17 protein-coding genes are annotated in these 17,504 nt (G+C 67.7%); 7 read left to right on the top strand and 10 right to left on the bottom strand.

Annotated elements, in window-relative coordinates:
* Position 1 precedes the first annotated feature (1 nt).
* Positions 2–1,159: a DNA primase small subunit PriS gene (gene priS / locus M0R89_RS01200; protein WP_248650746.1), complete on the top strand. Its 1,158-nt coding sequence runs from the start codon at positions 2–4 to the stop codon at positions 1,157–1,159.
* A 70-nt stretch (positions 1,160–1,229) separates the two neighbouring features.
* On the top strand, positions 1,230–2,153 hold the full coding sequence (locus M0R89_RS01195) for a hypothetical protein (protein ID WP_248650745.1): 924 nt from the start codon (positions 1,230–1,232) through the stop codon (positions 2,151–2,153).
* Positions 2,154–2,491: 338 nt separating this feature from the next.
* On the opposite strand, the gene M0R89_RS01190 is transcribed toward M0R89_RS01195, so the two are convergent.
* Positions 2,492–4,756, bottom strand: coding sequence for a CDC48 family AAA ATPase (locus M0R89_RS01190; RefSeq protein WP_248650744.1), 2,265 nt, complete (start codon positions 4,754–4,756; stop codon positions 2,492–2,494).
* Positions 4,753–4,998, bottom strand: coding sequence for a DUF7127 family protein (locus M0R89_RS01185; protein WP_248650743.1), 246 nt, complete (start codon positions 4,996–4,998; stop codon positions 4,753–4,755). The genes M0R89_RS01190 and M0R89_RS01185 overlap by 4 nt, the downstream gene beginning before the upstream one ends.
* 186 nt (positions 4,999–5,184) lie before the next feature.
* Here M0R89_RS01185 and M0R89_RS01180 point away from each other — a divergent pair, with 186 nt between their 5' ends.
* The gene (locus tag M0R89_RS01180) at positions 5,185–5,964 is read left to right on the top strand and encodes an alpha/beta fold hydrolase (protein ID WP_248650742.1); all 780 of its coding nucleotides are present in this window, start codon (positions 5,185–5,187) and stop codon (positions 5,962–5,964) included.
* A 58-nt stretch (positions 5,965–6,022) separates the two neighbouring features.
* Here M0R89_RS01180 and panB read toward each other — a convergent pair whose 3' ends face one another.
* Positions 6,023–6,838 (bottom strand): 3-methyl-2-oxobutanoate hydroxymethyltransferase, encoded by an 816-nt coding sequence (panB, locus tag M0R89_RS01175; protein ID WP_248650741.1) that lies wholly within the window; start codon positions 6,836–6,838, stop codon positions 6,023–6,025.
* A gap of 124 nt (positions 6,839–6,962) precedes the next feature.
* Here panB and M0R89_RS01170 point away from each other — a divergent pair, with 124 nt between their 5' ends.
* Positions 6,963–7,289: a hypothetical protein gene (locus M0R89_RS01170; protein ID WP_248650740.1), complete on the top strand. Its 327-nt coding sequence runs from the start codon at positions 6,963–6,965 to the stop codon at positions 7,287–7,289.
* 55 nt (positions 7,290–7,344) lie between these two features.
* Positions 7,345–7,623 carry a DUF5822 domain-containing protein gene (locus M0R89_RS01165; RefSeq protein ID WP_248650739.1) on the top strand — a complete coding sequence of 93 codons (279 nt, stop codon included), beginning with the start codon at positions 7,345–7,347 and terminating at the stop codon, positions 7,621–7,623.
* On the opposite strand, the gene M0R89_RS01160 is transcribed toward M0R89_RS01165, so the two are convergent.
* The 5 genes from M0R89_RS01160 to M0R89_RS01140 all read right to left on the bottom strand — a co-directional run bounded on the left by M0R89_RS01160 (position 7,620) and on the right by M0R89_RS01140 (position 11,692).
* Positions 7,620–8,153: an HAD family hydrolase gene (locus M0R89_RS01160; protein ID WP_248650738.1), complete on the bottom strand. Its 534-nt coding sequence runs from the start codon at positions 8,151–8,153 to the stop codon at positions 7,620–7,622. The two genes, M0R89_RS01165 and M0R89_RS01160, sit on opposite strands and share 4 nt — an antisense overlap.
* Before the next feature lie 79 nt (positions 8,154–8,232).
* Positions 8,233–8,640 (bottom strand): hypothetical protein, encoded by a 408-nt coding sequence (locus M0R89_RS01155; protein ID WP_248650737.1) that lies wholly within the window; start codon positions 8,638–8,640, stop codon positions 8,233–8,235.
* Positions 8,641–8,691: 51 nt separating this feature from the next.
* Positions 8,692–9,819, bottom strand: a complete 1,128-nt coding sequence (locus M0R89_RS01150) for an acyl-CoA dehydrogenase family protein (protein WP_248650736.1) — start codon at positions 9,817–9,819, stop codon at positions 8,692–8,694.
* A gap of 161 nt (positions 9,820–9,980) precedes the next feature.
* Positions 9,981–11,183 carry an alanyl-tRNA editing protein gene (locus M0R89_RS01145; protein ID WP_248650735.1) on the bottom strand — a complete coding sequence of 401 codons (1,203 nt, stop codon included), beginning with the start codon at positions 11,181–11,183 and terminating at the stop codon, positions 9,981–9,983.
* A gap of 59 nt (positions 11,184–11,242) precedes the next feature.
* Positions 11,243–11,692, bottom strand: a complete 450-nt coding sequence (locus tag M0R89_RS01140; RefSeq protein ID WP_248650734.1) for a hypothetical protein — start codon at positions 11,690–11,692, stop codon at positions 11,243–11,245.
* Between the two features lie 120 nt (positions 11,693–11,812).
* Between M0R89_RS01140 and M0R89_RS01135 the strand changes: the two genes are divergently transcribed.
* A complete protein-coding gene (locus M0R89_RS01135; protein WP_248650733.1) occupies positions 11,813–12,991 on the top strand; it encodes an outer membrane protein assembly factor BamB family protein in 1,179 nt (392 codons plus the stop codon).
* A 171-nt stretch (positions 12,992–13,162) separates the two neighbouring features.
* Here the strand turns inward: M0R89_RS01135 and M0R89_RS01130 are convergent, their stop codons facing one another.
* Positions 13,163–14,494 (bottom strand): class-III pyridoxal-phosphate-dependent aminotransferase, encoded by a 1,332-nt coding sequence (locus M0R89_RS01130; protein ID WP_248650732.1) that lies wholly within the window; start codon positions 14,492–14,494, stop codon positions 13,163–13,165.
* A 175-nt stretch (positions 14,495–14,669) separates the two neighbouring features.
* Positions 14,670–15,935 carry an MgtC/SapB family protein gene (locus M0R89_RS01125; protein WP_248650731.1) on the bottom strand — a complete coding sequence of 422 codons (1,266 nt, stop codon included), beginning with the start codon at positions 15,933–15,935 and terminating at the stop codon, positions 14,670–14,672.
* 201 nt (positions 15,936–16,136) lie between these two features.
* Here M0R89_RS01125 and M0R89_RS01120 point away from each other — a divergent pair, with 201 nt between their 5' ends.
* Positions 16,137–17,417 carry an AI-2E family transporter gene (locus tag M0R89_RS01120; RefSeq protein ID WP_248650730.1) on the top strand — a complete coding sequence of 427 codons (1,281 nt, stop codon included), beginning with the start codon at positions 16,137–16,139 and terminating at the stop codon, positions 17,415–17,417.
* Positions 17,418–17,504: the final 87 nt, after the last annotated feature.

The following is a 17,504-nucleotide window of genomic DNA, read 5'->3' as shown; positions in this document are numbered from 1 at the left end:
CATGGAAGAGCGCACCCTGAGATACCTCCGTGGTCGGTTCCGCGACCACTACCGGGGCACGGACCTCACGCCGCCCCCGGACCCGCAGTTCCGCGAGTGGGGTTACATCCCGTGGACCCACGGGCCGACGACGATGGTCCGCCACCAGTCGCTGCTGGAACTGGGCGAACTCGGGGACTTCCTCCGGCGCGAGCGCCCCCGCCACGTCTACTTCTCGGCCGGGCGCTACGACGACCCCGGCGCCGACGACATGGAGGAGAAGGGCTGGCGCGACTCCGATTTGGTGTTCGACATCGACGCCGACCACCTGACCGGCGTGGACCCCCAGCGAGACTCCTACGGCGAGATGCTCGCGGCCGGGAAGGCGGAGGTCGAGAACCTCATCGACATCCTCGACGCCGACTTCGGGTTCGACGACCTGACCGTCGTCTTCTCGGGCGGCCGGGGCTACCACGTCCACGTCCGCGACGAGGGAATCCGGGGCCTCGACCGGGACGAGCGACGCGAAATCGTCGACTACATCCGGGGCGACGGCATCGAACTCGACGCCATCCAGCGCACCGAGATGGGCGGCACCGCGACCCGGCGGGTCCTCAAGGCCGACGGCGGTTGGGGGCGGCGGGTCCACCGGAAACTGCTCGCGCTGGCGGACGAACTGCTCGAACTGGACGAGGAGGACGCCCTCGACCGACTCAAGGAGTTCGACCGCATCGGCGACGGCCGGGCGAAGACCATCCTCGGGGCGGTCTCGGAGGACTACGAGAAGTTAGAGAGCGGGAACATCGAGCGCGGCGGGCCGGGCATCCGGCAGTTGGCGAAGGTCATCACCCAGTCGGTCGTCGCCGACCAGTCGGCCGCCATCGACGAACCCGTGACCACCGACCTCCGGCGGCTCATCCGCCTGCCGGGGAGCCTCCACGGCGGCACCGGTCTCGAAGTGACGCGCATCCCCCGCGACGAGGTGGCCGCCTTCGACCCGCTCGTGGACCCGGTCCCCGAGACGTTCACCGGCAACGAGATAGCGGTCGAAGTGACCGACCCCGGCCCGGTCGAACTCGGCGACGAAAGCTTTAGGCTCTCGGAGGGTGACGTATCGCTTCCGGAACACGTGGCCGTCTTCCTGATGGCCCGCGGCCGTGCGGAGAAGGGCCGCGAATGACCGACGGCCGACAGACCGAACGACGCGACGCGCGAGACGAACGAAACTCACCGACGATGACAGGACGACGATGAATCTGGACGAACTCCGCACGGTACAGAGCAAGGAGCGGTCGAAGGACAGCCTCCAGCACCTGCGGGAGTCGTTCTACGCGGACGTGGCCGACTACATCGCCGACCTGAAAGACCAGCGCGACCGGGCGGCCGAGCGCGCCGACAACCCGTTCGACGACCCGGAGGTCAACCGCCTGACCGACGAGAAAAAGACCGCCGAGGACGTGGTCGAGGCGATATACGAGCGCCGCGTCGGGAAGATAGTCAAGCGCGCAAGCCTCGCCGCGGCGGGGATGCCCGCCGACGAGGAGGGGTTGACCAGCGAGGAACAGGACCTGTTCGACGGACTGGTCGGGCGCATCGAGTCGAACAAGCAGGACGTGTTGGACGTGCTGGCTGGCGAGGCCGACGACCCCGTCGGGTCCGAACCGACGCCGACGCCCGCCGAGAGCGCGTCGGACGCCGCGGGCGGGCCGACCGGCTCTGACCCCGCGACCGACTCGAACGCCGCGCCCGACCCCGGTGACCCGCCCGCCGAGACAGCGGGCGCCTCGGGCGAGGACGTGAGCGCTGCCGACGTGATGGGTGGCGGGGACGGTTCGACGCCCGCCGACGGCGCTACGTCCGACGGCCAGCGCCCGGCGGCCGCGGAGGCGGCCGCCATCGCGGACAGTCCGGACGACGGTGCCGATTCGACCGGCGAATCGCCCGATTCGTCCTCCGAGTCCGCGGACGAGGCGTCAGCGTCGGAGTCCGGCGACGACGCCGACCCGCTCGCGGGTCTCGACGAGCGTACGACCGTCCGTATCACCGACGACGTGGGCGAAATCTTCGGCGTGGACGAGCGCACCTACGACCTCGCCACCGAGGACGTGGTGACGCTCCCCGAGGCCAACGCCGCACCGCTCGTGGAACGCGGCGCGGCCGAGGAGTTAGAGTAGTAGAGACCAAAGCGGTTCTGCGGTCGGAACCGAGCGAGAAGTGAGCGGCTCGGAAATGTCTGTATTGCTCTGTTAATTGAGAATATTTCTCTACCGAGTGTCTGTCTGTCTGTCCAAAAAGCGAGTTTCGCTCGATAAACCGTTTTACGGACGTAGCCCGGTGAATCGTTCCACCAAAGTACACCGTAACTCACCGCGAGCGGACCGAGGGACGACCGCCGTGTCGTCGTGAGCGTAGCGAACGATGGCTCGTCAGAGCGAAGCTCTGACGGTGTTTTCGTGAACGTTTTGCCAGCGAGAAATCGCGGCGTTGCCGCGCTCTCCCGCAGCAAAAGTTTCTACTGGAACGTGCGTCCCAGTTGGTCCTGCTCTTTGGCGGGTTCGGCCGTGTCGAACTGCTCTTCGATTTCCTCGTAGCGCTCCTTGGTCTTCTCGGTGACGCTCGGGGTCACTTCTTCGAGCGCCTGCTCGAAGTGTTCCCTGCTGATGCGGACGTTTCCGACGCTCTCGCCGATGTCCTCGGGGTCCACGCTCTGGATGAACTCCCGGCTGGCGGCCATCGAGGCCTCGCGGGTGACGGCCTCGATGTCCGCGCCGACGTAGCCCTCGGTCTCGCTCGCGAGCCAGTCGAGGTCGATGTCGTCGGCGACGGGCTTGTCGCGGGTGTGGACCTCGAAGATGGCCTTGCGGGCCTCCTCGTCGGGCACCGGCACGTGGACGTGGCGGTCCAAGCGTCCGGGCCGCAGCAGCGCGCTGTCGATGAGGTCCGGCCGGTTCGAGGTGGCGATGACGACCACGTCTTCGAGTTCCTCGAGGCCGTCGAGTTCGGTCAGCAGTTGGGAGACGACCCGTTCGCTGACCTCGGCACCGCCGCCACCGCCGCTTCCGCGCTCGGTGGCGATGGAGTCTATCTCGTCGAAGAACACCACCGTCGGGGCGTTCTCCCGGGCCTTGCTGAACACCTCGCGGACGCCCTTCTCGGACTCGCCGACCCACTTGCTCAGCAGTTCGGGACCCTTGATCGAGATGAAGTTGCTGTCGCTCTCGTTGGCGACGGCCTTCGCCATCAGCGTCTTACCGGTGCCGGGCGGGCCGTACATCAGCACGCCCTTGGCGGCCTCCATGTCGAGGGCCTCGAACACCTCGGGGTAGTCGAGCGGCCACTGGATGGTCTCCCGGAGGCGCTCTTTGGTGTCTTCGAGTCCGCCGACTTGGTCCCACGTCACGTCGGGGACCTCGACGAACACCTCGCGGAGCGCCGAGGGTTCGATGCCCTTCAGCGCCTCCTTGAGGTCGCGCTCGGTCACTTGCAGCGAGTCGAGCACGTCGGCCGGAATCTCGTCCTCTTCGAGGTCGATTTCGGGCCGGATGCGCCGGAGCGCGTTCATCGCGCCCTCCTTGGCGAGACTCTCTAAGTCCGCGCCGACGAAGCCGTGGGTGTTGTCGGCGTACGCTTCGAGGTCCACGCCGTCCGCGAGGGGCATCCCGCGGGTGTGGACCTGCATGATTTCGAGGCGGCCCTCGCGGTCCGGGACGCCGATGTCGATTTCGCGGTCGAAGCGGCCCGGGCGACGGAGCGCCGGGTCGATGGCGTCCACGCGGTTGGTCGCCGCGATGACGGTGACCTCACCGCGCTCTTCGAGGCCGTCCATCAGCGAGAGCAGTTGGGCCACGACGCGGCGTTCCACGTCGCCGCCGGCCTCCTCGCGCTTGGGCGCGATGGAGTCCAACTCGTCGATGAAGATGATGGCCGGAGCGTTCTGCTCGGCGTCCTCGAACACCTCGCGGAGTTTCTCCTCGGACTCCCCGTAGTACTTGCTCATGATTTCGGGGCCCGAGATGGTCTGGAAGTGCGCGTCGATTTCGTTGGCGACGGCCTTCGCCATCAGGGTCTTGCCCGTGCCCGGCGGGCCGTGGAGCAGGACGCCCTTCGGCGGGTCGATACCCAACCTGCTGAACAGTTCGGGGTGGCGCATCGGCAGCTCTATCATCTCCCGAACCTGCTCGAGTTCGCCTTCGAGACCGCCGATGTCCTCGTAGGTCACGCTCGGCGTGCCCTCGGGACCGCCGCTCGCGCCCTGCGCGATCTCCTCGGCGGCGCGCTCGCTGATGTTTATCGTGGTCGAGTCGGTCACGACCACCGTCCCCTCGGGGTCGGTGCTAGCGACCTTGAGCGGGATGGACTGGCCCGACCCCATGCCCATCAGGCCGAAGCCGAAGGGCACGTTCTGGCCCTGCGTGATGGCCTGTCCGCTGAGCTTGTCGCGGATGTGGGGCGTGATGTCGCCCCGAATCTGGAGGTTCTGGGGGAGCGCGATGGTGACGGAGTTGGCCGGTTTCACGTCGGCCTTCTCGATAGTCACCTTGTCGTCGATGCCGACCCCGGCCTCCTGTCGGAGTTGCCCGTCGATGCGGACGATGCTCCGTCCCTCGTCTTCGGGGTAGCCCGGCCAGACGCGGGCCACCGCCCGACCCTGATTCTTCCCCTCGATGACGATGTAATCGCCGTTTTCGACGCCGAGTTCGTGCATCGACTGGCGGTCTACCGCGGCCAGTCCGCGCCCGGCGTCCTTCTGTTTCAACGGCTTGACGGTGAGCTTCATAGTCCCACCTCGATAGTGAGGACGCCGTTGGTGATAAACGCTTCCGCCCCTCCGTCGGGCAGTTGGAACTCGACCTGCTGAGTCTCCTCGTCGCCGTCGAAGACGACGATTGCGGTGTCGTCGAGAACGTCCACGGAGGCGTCGCCCGTGACCCCGAGGTCGGCCGCGAGGACCTCGGCGTCTTCGTACTCGTAGCGCCGGGTGAACACGTCGTCACGTTCGGTGATGTGCTTCAATGACATTCTAATCCTAACCAGAAGTTAGTGGTTCAAGTACTTAAACCTTTCCCCGACTAATCACGGTAAGGCGTAGGGGTGGGATTTCGAGAGGTGAATTGCGGTTCAGGAAGCGGTCGGGCGCGAAGAATCGTCTCGACCCTCCGCGAACCGACCGGGGGTGTTTTGTCTCGCGCACACGAACCTCGTCGCATGCAACAGGTCACGCACCACGGACGCACGACGGCCTACCGAGTGGCCGACCGCGGCGGCGAGGGGTCGCCGCTCCTCTGTGTCCACGGGTCCGGCGGCACGCACGAGGTCTGGAAGGGGCAACTCGGAAGACTGGCGAGCCGGCGACCGGTGGTCGCGCTCGACCTGAGCGGCCACGGCGAGTCCGAGGACTTCGACGCCGACCCCGGGTGGGAGACCCTCTCGGCCTACGCCGACGACGTGCTGGCGGTCGCCGAGGAGACCGACGCGGGCGTGCTGGTCGGCAACTCGCTGGGCGGCGCGGTCGCGCTCCAACTCGCAATCGAGCGCGACCACGGCCTCGACGGTCTCGTCCTCGCCGGGACGGGGGCGAAACTCCCCGTGCTGGCCGACCTCCGGCGCTGGCTCGACTCTGACTTCGACCGCGCGGTCGAGTTCCTCCACGGCGAGGACCGCCTGTTCCACGACGCCGACTCGCGGTACGTCGAGCTTTCGACCGAGGCGATGAAGGAGGTCGGCCAGCGCGTGACCCGCCGGGACTTCGAGACCTGCCACGTCTTCGACGTTCGGGACGACCTCTCCCGAATCGAGGTCCCGACGCTCGCGCTCGTCGGCGAACACGACCACCTCACCCCGCCGGAGTACCACGAGTCGCTCGCCGACGCGATTCCCGGCGGCCGGTACCGCGAGGTGCAGGGCGCGGCCCACCTCGCCATGCTGGAGGACCCCGAGGGGTTCAACGCCGCTCTCGGCGAGTTTCTGGACGACGCGGGAATTTGACGGGCACCACCGGACGCGATGCTCGTCTCGAAAGAAAGACGCCGGTCGGTGAGCGCGCTCAGTAAATCTCGTCTATCTCGTCTTCGCTGTAGCTGTGTTCCTCGGCCGGGAACTCGCCCGACTCGACCGCCTCGCGGAAGCCGGCGACGGCCCGCTCCATCTCGCTTTTCACGTCGCCGAACTGCTCGGAGAAGTACGGACTCCGGTCGCTCAGGCCGAACACGTCGTTCAACACGAGGACCTGTCCGTCGGTGTCCGGACCGGCGCCGATGCCGATGGTGGGGATGTCGATGGCCTCGGTTATCTGTGCCGCGACGTTCGAGGGGACGTGTTCGAGGACCAGCGAGAAGGCTCCGGCCTCCTCGTGGGCCTTAGCGAGTTCAAGCATCTCCCCGGCGCTCTCCTCGTCGGTGCCCTGCCGGAAGTAGCCCCCGAGTTGGTTGACGCGCTGGGGCGTCAGACCGAGGTGCGCCATCACGGGAATCCCGAGGTCCACGAGTCGCTCGGTGAGTTCGACGGTGTGCGGACCGCTCTCCAGTTTGACCGCGTTGGCCTCGGCCTCCTTGAGCATTCGGCCGCAGTTCTCGACGGCCTCGCCCTCGTCCACGCCGTAGCTCAGAAACGGCATGTCCGCGACCACCATCGCGTCGCCGGTCGCGCGGGCGACCGCGGCGGTCCGGCTCTGCATCTCCGACACGGTCACGGGGAGCGTCGAGTCGTGGCCCAGCACCGCGTTGCCCATGCTGTCGCCGACCAGAATCACGTCGACGCCGGCCTCGTCTACGATTGCCGCGGTCGGCGCGTCGTAGGCGGTCAGCATCGTTATCTCCTCGTCCCCTGCCATCTCCGCGAGGTCCTGAACCGTCGTCGCCATGTTCGGGAACTGGTACGCGGTGTGTTAAACCTGTTCGGTTCCGGTCGTTCGTGATAGTTCCGCCGGGCGACCGGCGGTTTCCTGGCCAGAGAATGCAAGTGTGGGTCGGTACTAGGCGGACGCGATGGTTGCCGGAGAGACGACGAACTCCGAGACGGTCGAGGGGTACGTCATCGACAACGGCTGCGTGCGCAAGAACGCCCGCGACGACCTGCTGGCGGCGGCCCGCTCTCACACCCGCGACTGCGCGCTCATGGGCCACTGCGTCGAGAGCGGTTACAGCCTCGTCAACGAGGGCGAGGAGATGACGATGCTCGACGCCGCCGCGACGCCGAAGGTGGTCCACACTGTCGAGGAGAGCGACCGCGAGCAGGGCATCCAACTGCGGGTCGAACGGGAGCGAGAGGACGACGAGATGCGGACGGTCTCGGTCGAGGAAGTCGAGAGTTGAGCCGTGTCGGAACGAGAGTGCAACGTTTAAGCCCCGAGCGTCCCGCCTTTCGGACGTGCCCGAACCAGTCGAGACTCACGACCCCGAAGGCGTCGATTACGGGTGGGTGATGCAGACCACCTTCGTCGTCACCATCGTCGTCGGTGCGCCCGTGGTCGCCGTCGTCGCGTGGCTCGTCGGGGTCTCGCTGCCGACGTGGGCGGCCCGGGCCGAGTTCGCGATTCGGGTCGGCGCACTCGTCTGGTTCGTCGTCGCGGTAGGGGTTTTCCTGTACGCGAGACGGGTGGAAGACGCCTCAGCGGCGGAAGACACCGCCTCGAAGTCCGAAAATTAGACCCACTCGAACTGCGTCCCGGCCCGTTCTGCGGTCTCCTCGTCGCTCGCCGAGTCGCCGACGAACAGCACGTCCTCGGGTTCGACGCCCAACTCCTCGACCGCCGCCAGCAACGCCCTCGGATGGGGCTTGCGCTCGGGCACGGTGCCCCGACCCACGACGCTCTCGACGTGTTCGGTGAGGTCGTGGCGGTCGAGCGCGATTCGGACCGCCTCCTCGTGGTTGAGCGAGCAGACGCCCACCGGCATCTCGCGGTCGAGGAGTTCGTCGGCGAGGGGCAGGCGCTCGGAGACCTCGGCCCCGTCGCGTTCCGCCGCCGCGATGAGGGCGTCGGCCTCGCCGCCGACGCCCAACTCCTCGGCGGCCGAGAGGAGGTCCCACGCGCTCAGCGGGTCGGCGTCCACGCCCTCGCGTTCCAGCAGGTCGGCCAGTCGGCGCTCCACGTCTTCCCAGTCCACCGCGAGGCGGACGAGCGTCCCGTCCAAGTCGTAGACGACCGCCTCTGCGTCGCTGGCGTCAGTTTCGGTCACGCCCTGCGATACGGTAGGCGCCGAAAAAGGGGTGTCGGTCGTGGTCGTCACGCCCGGCGTCGGCGCGGTCCGTCGCCGACTACTCCACTCGCGATTCGACCGCCTGTACGACCGCCGTGACATCGGTATCGGGGGCCAGCGAGAGGAACAGTCCCTGCTGGCCGAGCAGAGTCCGGACGAACGTGCCGTTCTCCGCGTAGGTCACGAACGCCCGAATCTCGCCGGCGTCGCGGAGGATGTCGGCGAACAGGTCACGCTCGGTGAAATCCACGTGGACGTACCTGTGGACCTCCTCGAAGTGGTCGCGCATCTCGTCTTCGTCCCCGGCGTACGTCGCCATCGTCGTCTCGTCGGCCCAGAGCGTGTGAAACTCCTCGGGCGTGTACTCCACGCAGAGCCGAACCGACTCGTCGCTCGCCTCGCGGGCGGCCGCGAGCGCGGCGTCGGCGTCGAAGTCCACCAGGACCGATTCTTCGGAAACGACCATTTCGTTTATCGGCGTTTCGGCGGACCCCGATAAGTCTGCCGGGAAGCGGCGCTATTCCAACACGTTCCGGGCGATGACCTTCTTCTGAATTTCGGAAGTGCCCTCGTAGATGGTCGTAATCTTCGAGTCCCGATAGAGTCGTTCCACGTCGAAGTCGGTGGTGTAGCCGTAGCCGCCGTGAATCTGGACCGCCTCGTTGGTCACGTCCACCGCGGCCTCGCTGGCGAAGTACTTCGCCATGCTGGCGGCCATCTCGACGCTCTCTCCCTCGTCGTCGCGCCGGGCGGCGTCGCGGGTCAGCAGGCGCGCGGCCTCCAGTTGGGTCTTCATGTCGGCGATTTTGTGCCGGATGGTCTGGATGTCGGCGATGGGCTTGTCGAACTGCTCGCGGTCCTTGGCGTACGCGACGGCCTCGTCGAGCGCGGACTGGGCCAGTCCGACCGACTGACTGGCGATGCCGATGCGCCCGCCGGTCAGGATGTGGAACGCCGCCGACAGTCCCTTGCCCTCCTCGGTCAGGCGGTTCTCCGCCGGAATGCGCACGTCGTCGAAAATCAGGCTGGTGGTGTCGCTCGCCCGCAGGCCGAGTTTGTCCTCCTTCTTGCCGACCTCCAGTCCGTCGGCGTCTTTGGGGACGACGAACTGCGTGACCGACCGGGGGTCGTCGCGGTCGGTCTTGGCGAACAGGACGACGACGCCCGCGCGCTGGCCGTTGGTTATCCACTGCTTCTTGCCGTTTATGACGTACTCGTCGCCCTCTCGCTTCGCCTCGGTGGTCATCTCGGCGGGGTTCGACCCGGCCTGCGGTTCCGAGAGCGCGAACGCGCCGACCGGGCGGCCCTCGGCCATGTCGGGGAGCCACCGCTCTTTCTGGTCCTCGTCGCCGAACTCCGCGATGCAGGAGGTCGCGAGGCTGTGGACCGAGAGCGCGGTCGCTACCGAGAGCATCCCGTAGGCGACCTCCTCGTTGACGACGCTGTAGGTCAGGCGGTCCACGTCGAGACCCCCGTACTCCTCGGGGACCGTGAGGCTGGTCATGTCGAGGTCGGCGAGGCCGTCCCAGACGTCTTCGGGGAACGACTGCTCCTCGTCGCACTCGGCCGCGGTCGGGCGAATCTCCTCGACCGCGAACTCCCGCACGACCTCGCGGATGGCCCGTTGCTCGTCGGAGAGGTTCATACCGCTACCGTCGGGGAGAGCGTGGAAAAAGTTGCCTGTTCTCGGTTCGGTGCGAAAGCGGTCGGTGGGGAGACGGTGCGGAGAGTCGAACGGAGGAAAGAAATGAAATTCATTCTCTCAGGTGCAAAAATATTGCCTAGAGAACGAACTATATATCTCGATTATTCCCGCAGGAACGACACGACCGCCTCCGGGCCGGCGTCGAGACCGCCGCCCTGCGCGAAGGTCGGACTGCCGCCGCCCCCGCCGCCGAACTCCGCGGTCACGTCGTCCACCACGTCGCCGGCGTCGGGGTCGCCGCCGGTCGCGGCCACGACGAACGTCGCGCCGTCCTCGCCCGCGAGGACCACCGCGTCGGGCGAACCGCCGTCGTCGCCGACCGCCTCGCGGGCGCGGTCGGCGACCTCGTTCGGGCCGAACTCCGAGACGGTGCCGACCAACCACTCCCCGCCGTCGCGCTCGACCGACTCCTCCCGGAGGTCCGCGAGGCGCGCGTCGAGCAGGTCCTCTTTGGCGTCCGCGAGGTCGGCCTCTAGTCGTTCGACCTGCTCGGCGACGCGCTCGGCCGCTTCGGGGAGTTCGCCCATGCCCACGTCGAGGGTTCGGGCGGCCTCGCGGGCGGCGCGCACGTCCGCGGCCCGGCGGCGGATGGCGGTCGGGCCGACCGCGAACTCCACGCGGGTCAGCCCTTCTCCGGGGTTCGACCGGCCGAGGAGGGTCACGGGACCGATTTCGCGGGTGTTGGTGACGTGGGTGCCCCCGCAGGCCGCCCAGTCCCACCCGTCCACGCTGACCACGCGCACGGTGTCGGACTCGCTCATCACGCCCTCCTCGGTCTTGGTGTTGAACGCCACCTCGTCGCGTTCGCGCGCCTCCGCCTCGGGAATCTCCTCCCACGACACGGCCAGCGAGTCCCAGACCGCCCGGTTGGTCAGGCGCTCCAGTTCGGCCAGCGTCTCGTCGGTGATGTCGGTCGCGGTGGTGAAGTCCACCCTGACCTTCTCCTCGCCGATGTCGAACCCGCCGTAGCCCAGTTCGTCCAGCACCTTGCGGCCGGCGCCGTAGAGGACGTGGCTCGCGGTGTGAGCGCGGGCACAGTAGGTCCGGAACTCGTCGTCTATCTCCGCCCGGACCGTCTCGCCGACCGCGAAGTCGGGGTCGTCGGCGAGGCGGTGGACGATTTCGCCGTCACGCTTCTGGACGTCCGCGACTGCGACTCCGCCGAGGGTTCCGCGGTCGGCGGGTTGGCCGCCGCTCTCGGCGTAGAAGTGGCTCTCGTCCAGCGTGACCGCGCGGCCGTCCACGTCCGTGACGGTCGCCTCGAAGCTCCGCACTTCGGGTTCGCGTGCTGCGAGTTGACTCATACCGCGAGAGAAGTAGCCGGGGTGACTAAAACGTCACGTCGGTCGGCGGGGCCGGCGAGTCACGTCGCCGACTCGCTCCCGAGCAGGTCGGCCTGCACCCGCGCCTTGAGGTAGTCGAGCGCGGCGATGGCGGCCGGTCCCGAGAGGCAGAACCCGGCCAACAGCGCCCGGTCGCGCGGCCCGAGGTCCACGCCGAGCGCGGCCATGGCGACGACGAACAGCGCGGCCGCCGCGGCGACGCCGCCGACTCGTCTGCTCGCGCGCGCCCAGTCGAACCGCTTGGCGGGCCGCCACATGAGGTTCTCGGCCGCGACCGCGAGACCGATACCTTCGACCGCGCCCACGACCGCGTAGGCCCCGGGCGGGAGCGCCGGGAGCGGGTCCGGAAGCGCGACGACGGCGAGGACCGCGACCACGCCGAGCGCGCCCGCGACCCGACTCCGAATCGCGCCGAGGAGCCTCGCAACCGGGGAGGACTCCTCGCGGAGGGAATCGCTGAGCTGATACATGGTCGTAACATCGGGGATTCCCGTTATCAATCTTGTCGGGAATCTGGCGAAGCGCCCGCCGGGGACCGACGCCCGAAACGTGTGAGAAAACCTATCCTCCTCGAACGAGACGGCGAGCGTATGCCCTCTCGACGGACGTTCCTCGCCGCCCTCGGAGCGACGACGCTCGCCGGATGCACCGCGACGCCGAACGACCCGCCGAAGTCCGGCGTCGAAGAGCTACCGGACCCCGACGGACACGCCTACGGCGCGAACGGCGACTGGTCGAGTTTCGGCTGTAACGCCGGAAACACCCGCGCGGTCGGGGACGGGAAGGCCCCGACCGACGGCGTGACCGAGCGGTGGCGCGTCGAGGTGCCTCAACTGCGCCAGCACGAACCAATCGCGGCGGGCGGCCGCGTCTACTACCTCTCCGACGGCCTCCGCGCCCTCGACGCCGCCGACGGGTCCGAGGCGTGGCGCGCCCCCGAGATTCGGACGCTCCCGCTCGTTCGCGGCGAGACGCTCTACGCCGGGACGACGGACGGCGTCGTCGCGCTCGACGCCCCGACCGGCGAACCGCGCTGGAAGCGGACGCTCGGCGAGGATGTCTCGGTGCGAGCGCCCGCGACCTACGCCGGAAAGCGACTCTACGTCCCCGCGGACGAGACCCTCTTCGCTCTCGACCCCGAGACCGGCGAGACCGACTGGTCGCGCCAGTTGTTCGGTCGACTCCTCGGGTCCCCCGCCGTCCACTTCGGGCACTACGTCGCGGTCGCCAGCGAGGCCGGGAAACTGTTTCTCGTCGGTCCCGAGGGCGTCGCCGCGGGCGAGTGGAACTTTCCCGCCGTGCCGAGGTCCCCGCCGACGGCCGACACCGACGCGGTCTACGTCAACTGTCGCGACGGCCGGACGTACGGCATCCTCCTCGAAAACGTGCCCCGACGAGACGTCGACTGGGCGACGGAGACGGGATGGGCGGACGGCGGCTTGGCCGTCGAAGACCATCTCTACGCGAACGGCACGGACGACCTCCGCGCGCTCGACACGGACACCGGCGAGGAGCGGTGGCGGTTCGACACGGGCGACTGGCGACACACCGCGCCGGCGCTCGGCCGCGACACGCTGTTCGTCGGCGGCGACGCCCTCTACGCGCTCGACCCGACACCGAAGTCGGTGCCGCTGGCCGACGGTCCGGCGGTCCGGTTCGAACGGAGTTTCCACGGCCGCGTCGGCCCCGGCCCGACGCTCGACGACGGCGTCCTCTACGTCGTCGCTCAGACCGGCGAGTCGGCGTATCACCTTCTGGCGCTGGAGTAGCATGGCGGAGCAGCGATTCGGAAGAGGGAGGCCCAGCGAACCAAACTGAGGCTGAGAGTACCGAGACCGTTGCCGAGCGAACCGAGACCGAGAGAGGACGAATGTTCGACGGAGAACGACGGCCCGCGAGAGAACCAGTAGCCGAGAGAGAACGAACGCCCGAGAGACCGCTCAGGCCACGTCTTCGACCGCGGCGCTGAACAGGTCGAAGGCGAGTTCGATTTCGCGCTCGGTCACGTCGAGCGGCGGCAGGAGTCGGAGCGTCTTGTGGCCACAGCCGAGGGTCAGCAGGCCGCGCTTGAGGGCGGCCTTGACGACCGCTTCGCGGCGCTCCTGGGTGTCGAACTCGACCGCGAGCATCAGGCCGCGGCCCCGCACGTCGATGACGTTCGGGAGTTCGGCGTCTTCGAGGAGTTCGGTCATCTGGCGGCCGCGCTCGGTCACGTTGTCGAGCAGGTCGTACTCGCGGATGGCGTCGACGGTGAACACGCCCTGCATCGAGTCCACGATTTTGCCCGCGCCCCACGTCGAGGAGAGCCGCGCCTTCTCCTTCGGGAACACTTCGGAGTTAGCGACCGTCGCGCCGGCCCGGAGACCCTTCGCCGAGGTGATGACGTCCGGTTCGAGGTCGAGGTGGTCGATGCCCCACATCTCGCCCGTCCGGCCCATTCCGGCCTGAATCTCGTCGCTGATGACGTTCACGTCGTACCGCTCGCGAATCTCGGCGAGGTCGCTGACGAACCCGTCGTGGGGGACGCGGTAGCCGCCCTCGCCCTGCACGGGTTCGAGGATGATGTACGCCACCTCGTCGGGGTCGATGACGCCCTGCTTGGGGTCGAGTTTGTCCGCCACGACGTTGCCGCCGGGACCGTCGGTGAGCCACTTCTCCTCGTACTCCTTCGATGTGGAGGGGTACGGGACCGAGACGACGCCCCCGATTTCGGGGTAGCCCTTCCGGTGGTTGACCTTCGAGCGGTTGAGGCTGAGCGCGCCGAGGGTCCGGCCGTGGAACGCGCCGTCGAAGGTGAACGCCCGGTGGCCGCCCTGCGCGTAGCAGATTTTGATGGCGTTCTCGACCGCCTCCGCGCCCGAGTTCGAGAGGAAGACGGTGTCCATGTCGTAGTGGCTGGTCAGGTCGGTCAGCCGGTCCATCAACTGGGTCGGGCCGGGGAGTTCCGGGTCCTCGGGCGGCCAGCCACCCGAGGCGTAGAAGTCCTGCCCCGCGATTTTCGTCGGGTCCACGAGGTCGAACTCCTCGAACTTCTCCATGATTTTGGGGTTGTTGTACCCCAGCGGCGCGGCCGCGACGTGGCTGGTGAAGTCCATCAGGACGTTGCCGTCCACGTCGGTACAGAACGGTCCCTCCGCCTCCGCGGTGAAGTCCCAGACGAAGTCGTAGACGTAGGTGCTCGGTGCAGAGAACTGGTGGTGGTAGTCGGCCCACTCTTCCGCTCGCTTTCCGGGCATGTCTTCGACCGCCGGTTCTGCGGTGTCTCTGTCCATGACACGGGGTATGAAGAGACACCCTTTAATTGAATTGGTTTCTTGCGCTTCGGGCAACAATTGCAAGAGGTCCGAACTCTCCGTCCGAAGTTCGACTTCTGCTGGCACTGCGCCGCGCGGAATCACCGACGGCGTCACGGTCGAGGTTCCGCCGCCGACGGAACCGGGGACGGAACTACACCGCCGCCAGCGCCGCGACGACCGCCGACCCCGCGAGCAGGACGCCGCTCCACGCCGCGACCCGATAGCTGAAGCTCTTGTCGGGAGCCGAGACAGTCAGCGCGGCCTTCACGACGATGGACGAGGCGGTCGCCAGCAGGATGCCGAAGACGGAGGTCTGAGCGTCGATAGTGCCGCCCATGTAGAGCAGGACCGCCGAGGAGGTCGCGCCCGCGCTGGAGACCAGTCCCGAGAGAATCGCGGTGACGTAGAACCCGGCGGAGCCGAACTGCTGTTGGGCGAGCGCGCCGCCCACGATGACCAGCAGGAAGATGGCTCCGAACCCGAGCGCGTTCCGGAGCGAGAACGGGCTCTCGAGGTCGATGTCCACCTGCTCGGACCAGTCGGCCGCGTACGCCGCGATGGCCACGCTTCCGAGGATGACCGTGCCCAGCGGGAGTATCGCGCCGTAGAGAATCGGCTTCGGGCTGCCGAAGGTGAACGCCAGCGCGATGGCGAGGTTCCGGACCGCCATTGCGGCGTCGGCGAGCAGGATGGCCGCCACGCCGTAGGACGCCGCTTCGGGGCGCTGGCGCACGTGGTCGAGCATCGTCCCGACGACCGCGGTCGAGGACGCGAGTCCGCCGAAGAACCCCGTGACCGCGATTCCTCGGCCGCCGTAGGTCGTCACGACGGCGTAGTTGACGATGCCGATGGCCGCGACCGTGACGACCATCAGCCAGACCACGCGGGGTTCGATGCCGAAGGCGAACTGCTCGTCGGGCAAGAGCGGGTAGATGACGAACGCGAGGATGGCGAACTCGACGGCCGACCGGAGCTCCTGCCGGGACATCCCCCACGCGAGACTGTGGAGTTCGCGCTTGAGGACGAGCAGCAGCGACGACAGCACCGCCACCGTCACGCCCACGAGGATGTGCCCCTGCATCACGAGCGCGCCGACGCCGAACGAGACCAGCATCGACACCGAAGTCGTCAGCGACAGGCCCTCCTCTTCCTCCTCGTCGGCCATCAGCCCCTGCACGCCGAGCATGATACCCTGCACGATGACGAGCAGGCCACCGAGCAGGAGGAGAACGTCCTCGTCGAGCAGGGTGAACACCGCACCGAGCAGGCTGATGAGCGTGAAGGTCCGGATGCCGGCGGGCTTGTGTGACCACTCGCGCTCCAGTCCGAGGAACAGTCCCAGCGCGCCGGCCAGCGCGATGCGAACCACCTCGCTGTCGAGGGGAACCTGCGTCAGGAAGTCGGCGATACCCGGCACTCTCTCGCCACCTCTATGTAGTGATAGCTATGTCTCCCCGGTCTAATAGGTGTGACGGCGTACCGTCGCGCCGTCACCCGGTCTGGCGGACTCGGGGCGGCCGGCCGGACCGCCATCGGTCGGTTGGCGAACTTGCGTCGGTTCGAAACCGAACCCCACGGACTGCGAACATTTTTACCAGAGCGCCCGAGTGGCTTGGGTATGGTCGGCGGTCTGGACATCGACCGGACGCGAATCGGCTGGTGGCTGGTCGGGTTGGTGCTGGGAGCGGCGGTGCTGTACGTCGTCTACTCGTTCGTCGGCACCTTCGTCTTCGGCATCTTCCTCTACTACGCGACCCGGCCGGTGTACAAGCGCCTCCGGCGGCGCATCCGTCCGGCGAGTCTGGCCGCCGCGACCGCGCTGTTCGCGCTGGCGCTCCCGGTGTTGCTCCTGATGGCCTACACCGCGGCCATCGGGCTACAGGAGTTCAACAACATCGCCAAGAAGACCGACATAGACGGGCTACAGGGGGCGATTCAGCCCTACATCGACGTTTCGACGCTGGCCCGGAGTCCCGAGGAGTTGCTGGCGAACCCCGACCCCGCGCTGATCGAGGAGATCGGCCGCTCGGCGCTGGGGTATCTCGGGTTCATCGGCAACGCGGTCCTCCACCTGTTCGTGATGATAGCAATCGCGTTCTACCTGCTCCGCGACGACCACCGACTCTCGCGGTTCTTCCGCCGACAGTTCGGCGACGAGGGCGGCGTCGCGGAGGCGTACGTTCGGGCGGTCGACCGGGACTTCAACAGCATCTTCTTCGGCAACATCCTGAACGCGCTGCTCACTGGGACCATCGGCGCGGCGTCGTACAACACGCTCAACATGTTCGCGCCGACCGAACTCGTCATCCCGTATCCGACGCTGTTGGGTCTGCTGACCGGCGCGGCCAGCCTCATCCCCATCGTCGGGATGAAACTGGTGTACTTCCCGGTTTCGGCGTATCTCGGCATCGAGACCGCGCTAGCCGACCCCGCGTTCCTCTGGTTCCCGGCGCTGTTCTTCGTCGTCTCGCTCGTCGTCGTGGACACGATTCCGGACCTTGTGTTGCGGCCCTACGTCTCGGGGCGGAACCTCCACGTCGGACTCGTCATGTTGGCGTACATCTTCGGCCCGCTCATGTTCGGGTGGTACGGTATCTTCCTCGGGCCGATGATTCTCGTGTTGGTCGTTCACTTCGTCCGCATCGTCCTGCCGGAATTGGTCGCGGGCGAACCGATTCGGCCGTGGGCGGTGGACCCCACGTACCTATTCGACCGCGAACCTTCCGCGGCGAACGCGGGCGAGACCTTCGGTTCCGGCGGTTCGTCCGCAGAGGTGGGGGAGACCGAGGCGGCCGACGCCGCCGATAGCGCGAGCGCCGACGGAACGAGCGCGAGCGACGAGACCGGAGCGGACGGGTCCGACGGCGTCGAGACGCCGCCGGGACGGACCGACCGCTGAAGTCCGGCGCGGCCGAGAACGGACCGCGCGAGCAGAGAGACAGAAGCGCGTCGAAGGAGTGACAAATGGCGGGGCTTACGGCGGTGC

The organism is Halorussus limi (assembly GCF_023238205.1).
Classification (GTDB): domain Archaea; phylum Halobacteriota; class Halobacteria; order Halobacteriales; family Haladaptataceae; genus Halorussus; species Halorussus limi.
The sequence above is the reverse complement of the archived record's forward strand: the minus strand, read 5'-3'. Positions and strand labels throughout refer to the sequence as shown.

What these genes read in the sequence shown, in the direction of transcription:
- M0R89_RS01195 (WP_248650745.1), top strand. Translation starts at nt 1,230, where the DNA reads ATGAATCTGGACGAACTCCGCACGGTACAGAGCAAGGAGCGGTCGAAG.
- M0R89_RS01170 (WP_248650740.1), top strand. Translation starts at nt 6,963, where the DNA reads ATGGTTGCCGGAGAGACGACGAACTCCGAGACGGTCGAGGGGTACGTC.
- M0R89_RS01190 (WP_248650744.1), bottom strand. Translation starts at nt 4,756, where the DNA reads ATGAAGCTCACCGTCAAGCCGTTGAAACAGAAGGACGCCGGGCGCGGA.
- panB (WP_248650741.1), bottom strand. Translation starts at nt 6,838, where the DNA reads ATGGCGACGACGGTTCAGGACCTCGCGGAGATGGCAGGGGACGAGGAG.
- priS (WP_248650746.1), top strand. Translation starts at nt 2, where the DNA reads ATGGAAGAGCGCACCCTGAGATACCTCCGTGGTCGGTTCCGCGACCAC.
- M0R89_RS01155 (WP_248650737.1), bottom strand. Translation starts at nt 8,640, where the DNA reads ATGGTCGTTTCCGAAGAATCGGTCCTGGTGGACTTCGACGCCGACGCC.
- M0R89_RS01135 (WP_248650733.1), top strand. Translation starts at nt 11,813, where the DNA reads ATGCCCTCTCGACGGACGTTCCTCGCCGCCCTCGGAGCGACGACGCTC.
- M0R89_RS01185 (WP_248650743.1), bottom strand. Translation starts at nt 4,998, where the DNA reads ATGTCATTGAAGCACATCACCGAACGTGACGACGTGTTCACCCGGCGC.
- M0R89_RS01120 (WP_248650730.1), top strand. Translation starts at nt 16,137, where the DNA reads ATGGTCGGCGGTCTGGACATCGACCGGACGCGAATCGGCTGGTGGCTG.
- M0R89_RS01140 (WP_248650734.1), bottom strand. Translation starts at nt 11,692, where the DNA reads ATGTATCAGCTCAGCGATTCCCTCCGCGAGGAGTCCTCCCCGGTTGCG.
- M0R89_RS01130 (WP_248650732.1), bottom strand. Translation starts at nt 14,494, where the DNA reads ATGGACAGAGACACCGCAGAACCGGCGGTCGAAGACATGCCCGGAAAG.
- M0R89_RS01180 (WP_248650742.1), top strand. Translation starts at nt 5,185, where the DNA reads ATGCAACAGGTCACGCACCACGGACGCACGACGGCCTACCGAGTGGCC.
- M0R89_RS01150 (WP_248650736.1), bottom strand. Translation starts at nt 9,819, where the DNA reads ATGAACCTCTCCGACGAGCAACGGGCCATCCGCGAGGTCGTGCGGGAG.
- M0R89_RS01145 (WP_248650735.1), bottom strand. Translation starts at nt 11,183, where the DNA reads ATGAGTCAACTCGCAGCACGCGAACCCGAAGTGCGGAGCTTCGAGGCG.